Raw genomic sequence first — 6,914 nt, forward strand, 5'->3', positions numbered from 1 at the left:
TCTGTCGCTTGGTCCAGACAACCCAACCACCCCTCCCTCTCCCAAGCCGCTCGAGACGCAACCACAGCCAGACGACCACGCTGGGACAAGACACCGCGCACCTGACCTGCACCTACAGCCGGGTACGGCACACGAAGCGCCCAGCATAATCCGATACAAACCTGGGACGGGCTACACCATCACGGGTAGCCTCCACCCCAAACCCGCTACCGCCCAACGGAACTCGAGTCATCGATTGCGGAGCGCAAACCCGGGATGGTCCGCACCACCACAAGTAGCCACCACACTCAAACGGTCGGTGCAATCGAATGGCTTCGAGTTCCGCATGAGTTACACGGAGTCGGTGCGGTCCCAGGCGACGCCGAGCCGCCCCGGAGTCACCGCGGCCAGGCGACACCGGGGTGCCAACGAAGTCACCACAACCCAACCGAGGGCGAGTTGCCGCCAGGGTCGTGCGATCCATGCGACGCCGAGCTGCCGCCACGGTCGGTCCGGTCCATGCGACGCCGAGCTGCCCAGGAGTCGCTATGTGCCACACGAGCCAGAGACTCAGCACGTTCAGCTTCCGCGACTCCAAGCCTCCGGCCGTCCACCCCACTGCGCCATCGACGCCGTGCCTGACCTGGCCAGCGCCAACTGCACCGCGGTCGCGGACTCGCAGCGGCTCGAGCGACGCCAAGCCGACGCCGAAATCTCCACACGCACAAGAGATTCAGCTCCGCTCACGCGACTCCGGGCCTCGGCCGTCTGACCCACCTCGCCAACTGTGCCGAACCTGACCTGGGCAGCAACAACTTTGCCGCGGACGCCGCAGCCGACGGTCTCGCCGCACTCGACGGTGCCGTCAGCTGTGCGGTGGGCAAACACGCATCCAGGGGATACACCGGCACACGCCGCGGATCCCATGCCGCGGTCACCGGCGAGAACTCGACACCGCCGCGAAAGTTGGCTGCGGCGAACAACTCTCGGGAACTGAGCGGCAGCACTACACCGCGCCGCGTCACCTGTTCCACCACCTCGATCACCATCGCGACGACCTCGGCCGTTTCCGGACTTCGGTTGTGTCTATTGCTGCGTCGTTCGCCGGGACGATCGATCCGCACGAGCCGGCCGGCGCCGTCGTGCTCGACCATCGTCACCGCACTCACCAGCCCGTAGCCCGTTCGAGCCGGGACCGCGGATACCCGCCACGCGACGGCGTGCACCGCCGGATGCAATTCGGTGACCGTACGGGTACCCGCAGGTCCCAGATGCACCAATTCCCCACGCTCGCCGTAGATCCCGAGCAAGCCCGACTCGGTGAGCACGATGTCGCCGGCCCGCACCGCCAGATGCCGCAGCGCGACCGCCGTAACCGGCAACTCGAACCGGACCTCCGTGGGCAACGGCAGGTCGATAGCATCGAACGCCGCACGCACCAGGCACGCCTGCGTTCCCGCATGCGGAAACACCAGCCGATCAACCGCCCGCAGCGCCGCCAACCCCGGCACCGCCGCCCGCCCCGCAACTTCGACCAGCTGACTCGCCGCCTCCATCGCCCGCTTATAATCTGCGACAACCTGTTCGGTCGAACGCGGCCCCGCCGGCCCGCTCTCCAGCGGCACCGACGTCCAGGTGATGCGGCGCGTCGTGCGGATGTGCTCGGGTTGTACCGGTTGGGGATTCGAGTCACCGGCGCCGAGCAACAGTGCCGTGCCGTTGCCCGCGTACAGGGCGAGGCCGCCGTCGTGCCGGATGAGGATGTCGCCTGGCTCGGCCTGGTCCAACGGCACCTGCACTCCTGCTTCGGCCTGCTCGCCGGCCCGCGTGTGCAGAGCGATGCCGGCCGCGGCGTATGCCCGGCGCACCAGGCTCGCCGCAGCGGTGTGATCGTCGTGCCGCACACCGCTTTCGAGTTCCGCCCGCACCACCCGCAAGGCCATGCGCCCTGGCGAGATCCGCACGCCCGAATCCCGCGCGGCACTACCCACCCATCGGCGGAAGCGGTCATGCGGCGAGGCATCGGCCACTCTGCGCGCGCCCGGCTGCCACGCCTCCGCCGCGAACGGCTCGTAGACCGCGGGCGACAGCAACGTGATGAACTGCTGGCCGACCGCAGCGAAACCGGTTCGAGGCAAACATGTTCGCGCCAATCCGTGCCATGGGCCCGGACGGTCGGACGCAGCGAGACCGGTTCCCTTCGGCATACCGTATTCCGACGATCCGCTGATCGGCGTAGTAGCGCTCGCAGATCGGCCGGGCGCGTGGTGGCCCACGCTTTCCGCCGGGGACGGTCGCTGCTTGCGCGGTCCGGGCTTGCCTGCCTCCGGATGCCTGCGCCTGATCTCCGCGCAGCGCTCGACCGCGAACCGCACCAGCTCGGGCGCGAGGCCGCAGTGCACCAGATACCGTTGCAGGAGTTCCGGTTTGGGGAAACTCAGGTAGTCCGGGGCACCGGCGTAGTTGTACACCGTCTGCTTGCCTGGTCGGCCCGCGCAACGTTTCACGATGTCCGCCCTGGACCGTCCCGAGTCGCGCTGCGCCGCAGCGGTCATCGCCAGGAACTCGACGCGCAGTTCCGGGTAGGCGGCCGCGTCGAGGTCGAGGGTGCAGCCCAATTCGGCGCCCAGCCGCGCCAACTCGGCGCTCAACGCGACGAAAGGCGGTCAGTGACACCTGAATCCGGACGTAGCGCATGCTCGAGCCCCGCGAAACGCCCAGCTCTCCGGACAAGACCGGTCACGTCAACTCCTCAACCTGTGGAACGGAGGAGTTCGCGGGTCGCGAGCCGATCACCTCGATCGGTAGCTCCTGGGTCGGGATCCATCACCAGATGGGTTCCCGCCCGACGAACCTTCGCGTGCCCCGCGAACCCCCAAAGCATTGTGGGTGCAGCCCAATTCAGGGACTTCTGCGACGCAGTGCGCTACCAGCCAGTTACGGTTGGCGCGGCCCCCCACTGCACCGGGGGCTGCCACCAGTCTCCCACTCCAGAACGTTCCTCGGCCACCCTTCGCGAGCAAAAATCACAAATGTGTAACTACGCGCTCAACGAACGCGGCGCTCACGCCTTCAAATGCCGTAGACCAGCGGTTTAGCTCCAATGAATGGACCACCGAACTCAGCCCCGATTCGACCGGCAGTGTCCAAATGGACAGATACTTTGCGCCCCAACGCAAGTATCTGTGCATTGCACACCCTTCCGGGCAATGCACACACTGCAACCGCTTCTGAACCGATCGACCGACACCCTCAGGCCGGACCCCTCTACCGAGCACCACATCCTTATCAGCAACAGGAGAGCGACCGAAACGCATTCTCACGCCAGACACCGATCGTTGCTCCACCGAAATCAGCAACTGCGCCCCTCACCCATGCCCCCGCCCACACCGTCGTTCGAGTGTGCAAACCCGGGTCGGGAGCGGGCGCCTTCCGCAGAGCGGACCGCCGCGCACGAGCGGTCCCTTCCACAGCACGACCTTCGTCCCGTATGCCGACTGCGTGACCACAATGCTGGCCATGGCACCAGCACCGTTCACGTGGGGCCACGAACGCCGCAGCGGCTGAACAGGTTACGGCAGCACCTGGGGTTGGACACCCTGCAGGTCGTGTCGGCAATGCGCCTTGCGGGCCGGCGCCGACTTTTCAGGCACCGTCGCAAACGCAAGCCCACGCTGCGGGTGCAGGGTGGGGCGGCAGGACGAACAGTGTCCCTCGTGCGGACTTTGTCCACGGTGTGAGCTGCGGCGGCAACGCACGCCGGGGCAGCGAGACCGGTTGCGGCAGCGGTGTGGGCTGTGGCGCTGATGCAGTTCGCGTCGGCAAGACACGTTGTGTCCACGGTGCGGGCGGCGCGGAGAAGGCCGGCGCAGCGAAAGCCGGCCACGTCGAAGGCGGGGGCTGAGGCGGCAGCATGACCTTCATCGCAGGGGTGATCTCCGGCGGAAGCGCAGGCCCCGTCGGCGAACCAGACTGTGTCGACCACCCGGGCCCCGCCTGCTGAACAGACCGCACCCGCGATGCAAGTTGCGTCGGTGCCTCGAGCTGCGGCGAGAGTACGACCTTCGTCGCAGGGGTGATCTCCGGCAGAAATGCCGACTGCGTCCGCGTAATAGACCGCATCGGCAACTTGGGCCCCGCCTGCGGCGCAGACCGCGGCGATGGTCCGGGCCCCACCGACGGCGCAGACCGTGGCATCGGTGCGGGCTGGGGCAGCAGCGCAGGTTGCGGGGGCAGTGGGGTCTGCGGACACCGCGTTGCGCCGAGGGCCGCGCGGGCTGCGCGGGCCAGGGCGGTGGCGGTCGGAAAGCGTTCGGCGGCAACCTTGGCCATGCCCTGACGGATCACGGCGTCCATGGCGGGTGGGATCGTCGGCCGCAGTGTGCTGGGGCGCGGTGGCGGATCGGTCAGCTGGCGGTGGATCACCTCGCCTGTGGTCGCGGCGGGAAAGGGCGGCAGGCCGGTGAGTGCTTCGAAGAGCACGCCGGTGAGCGCGTAGATATCGGAGCCTGCGGTGACCGCGGTGCTCGTGAAACGCTCCGGTGCTCGATAGGCGCAGGCCTCGACGCCGACTCCGGGCCCGGAATCGGCGGCCGGATGGGCGATTCCGAAATCGCTGAGGTAGGCGGCACCGCCAGGGGTGAGCAAGATATTGGCCGGTTTCACATCGGCGTGGACCAGCCCGACCGCGTGCGCGGCGTCCAACGCGGCGGCTATCTGCTCGATGACGGACACCGCCTGTTCCGCCGTGACCGGACCGCGCCGCAGCACGGAGTGCAGGTCGGTGCCGTCGATCAAACGCGTCGCGGCGAACAGCACACCGTTGATCACGCCCCAGTCGTGGATCGGGACGATGTACGGCGCGGCAAGCTGTGCGGCGAGCGCGGTCTGCCTGCGAAAGTTGGCCTGGTAGGCCGGATCCAGTGCCACCGCCTCCGACAGCAGTTTGACCGCGACCCGCCTGCCCTGGACGGTGTCGAAAGCCTCGTAGACCTCACCCATCCCGCCCTTGCCCAGGAGCGACCGCAGCCGGTAGCGCCCGAATCGCGCCCCGGTGCGCCGCCCGAGTGACCGCGGGCGAGCGGCGAAAGGCTGCTCGCCGTCGGCTTTGGCAGCTTGTCTCCGCTCGTTGTTGATCCGGTCGATGATCTCGTAGGCGGGCACCGGGCGACGCGCCGGCTCCGGACCGAACACCACTGAGCCCGCCTGCACCGAGCCGGGTTTCGGCACCGGGGTGATGCCGACCAGCAGCTCGTGCATGTTGCGCGCCTGCGGCCTGCGCCGGGGCAATCTCGGCAGCGGCGGGGTAGAGATGTCGATCAGATCCCTGGCGGTCAACGGCATTTCCCCGGGACCTGCGCCGCGCGTCGCGGATTCACGCGGCGTTGTCGGCAGACCGGTCTCGTCTCGCTGCGGCGGCTCCACCAGCGCGGCGGCGGCGTTGCCGAACAGGTGGACCAGGGCGGCTGTGGTCAGGACGCCGGCCGATACCGCGCCCGCGGCCGGGTAGCCGGAGATACCCACCCACCCTCCGGCGGCGGTGCCGATCAGCACGCAGACCGTGCATTCCATCGGCACGTCGGTAAGCAGGAGACGCACCCCGCGCATACTCAACGACGCGAGCCACCAGCCGGTCCACACCAGACCCGCAGTACCGGCGATCGTCCCGGCCGCCATCGCGTCACCGGCATGCGGGACGACCGTTGCGATCGCCGCCACCGCCACACCCGCCATCGCCACCACCGCCGGCGCATTCGCCAGCCGGTGGTATGCCGTGCGGCGGTTCCGTGCGATGCCTCCCAGCCCTATCATGACCAGCGCGCACAGTAATGCCACCAGATACGCCACGGTCACCGGCCCGGCCAACGTCCGATCCGGGCCGGCAAGCGCGTGCAGTAGCACGATGATCAGCGCGGCCGACCCGATCAACGTCAGAATCGAGCTGACCTGCCACGACCGGCGCGCACACCGCGAATCTTCGCGCACCGACCCAACTTCCGCACCCGGCCTGTCCCCCGCGCCCGCTGCCGCACTGCGGTCCGGGAGCGATTCGCCCGCGTGATCGAGCGCAGGTTGTTTCACTGCGGATGCTGAGCCCGTCCATGGTGGACGCGTCCCCGAGGGCGCAGGCTCCCCCGACACCCGCACAGAACTCATCGACGCAGACGCAGAACCCGATGGCACCGGAGTCACCAACGCTCGCACCGGACTTGGCCCGACCTGCACGAAACTCGCCGGAGCCGGAACGGAATCCGCCGAACAGCGCACAGCACCACCCTGAACCTGCGCAGGAACCGCCGCGAGCAGCTCTTGCACCGGCGGCCTGAGGCCCGGCGACATCCGCACCGAACTCTGGACCGATCTCGGCGGCCCGGGCGCATCAGTCGGTGAGTGCTGCGCAGAATTCGGCGACACCGAAGTCTGACTTGTCGACAGTTGCACAGCATTCGGTGGGACCGAGTCGGGGCGCACCGACGCCTGTGCGGCAGTGGGCGACACCTGCGCAGAGTTCGCAGAGACCGCCCCCGGACCTGTCGAACCCTCCCCACGATCTGGAGACTTCGACGAGGGCGCAGGGCTCGTCGGCGCCTGCGCAGGATTCATCTGCACCGGCACATGGCCCGGCGGCACCTCGGCACGACTCGGCCACGCGACTGCTCCGACGGGCGGAAGGTGCGCAGAGTTCGGCGGCAGCTGTGAAGTTTTCGTCGGCACCACGGTCAGAGTTGCCGCGACTTGCACTGAATCGGCCGGTGCCTGAACAGGACTCGGCGCCTGCACAAAGTTTCCCGACGTCGCGAACGGACTTGTCGGCTGCTGTCCACGACGCAGCTGCGCAGACGCGGGACGGACCGCACCCGGCGACTCCCGCACTGGACTCGGCGACGGCGATGCACAATCCGTCGGCACTGCCGCCGAACCCACCCCAGTACCCC

At 68.4% G+C, this 6,914-nt stretch carries 2 protein-coding genes; both read right to left on the reverse strand.

The features are described from left to right. Nucleotides 1-722: 722 nt before the first annotated feature. Nucleotides 723-2,630, reverse strand: a complete 1,908-nt coding sequence (locus NBRGI_RS42175) for an NlpC/P60 family protein (RefSeq protein ID WP_029903796.1) — start codon at nt 2,628-2,630, stop codon at nt 723-725. Between the two features lie 994 nt (nt 2,631-3,624). Further along, on the reverse strand, nt 3,625-5,964 hold the full coding sequence (locus tag NBRGI_RS45800; protein WP_148311174.1) for a serine/threonine-protein kinase: 2,340 nt from the start codon (nt 5,962-5,964) through the stop codon (nt 3,625-3,627). Nucleotides 5,965-6,914 lie beyond the last annotated feature (950 nt).

The sequence above is a fragment of the Nocardia brasiliensis IFM 10847 genome (assembly GCF_000710915.1).
Lineage (GTDB): Bacteria > Actinomycetota > Actinomycetes > Mycobacteriales > Mycobacteriaceae > Nocardia > Nocardia brasiliensis_A.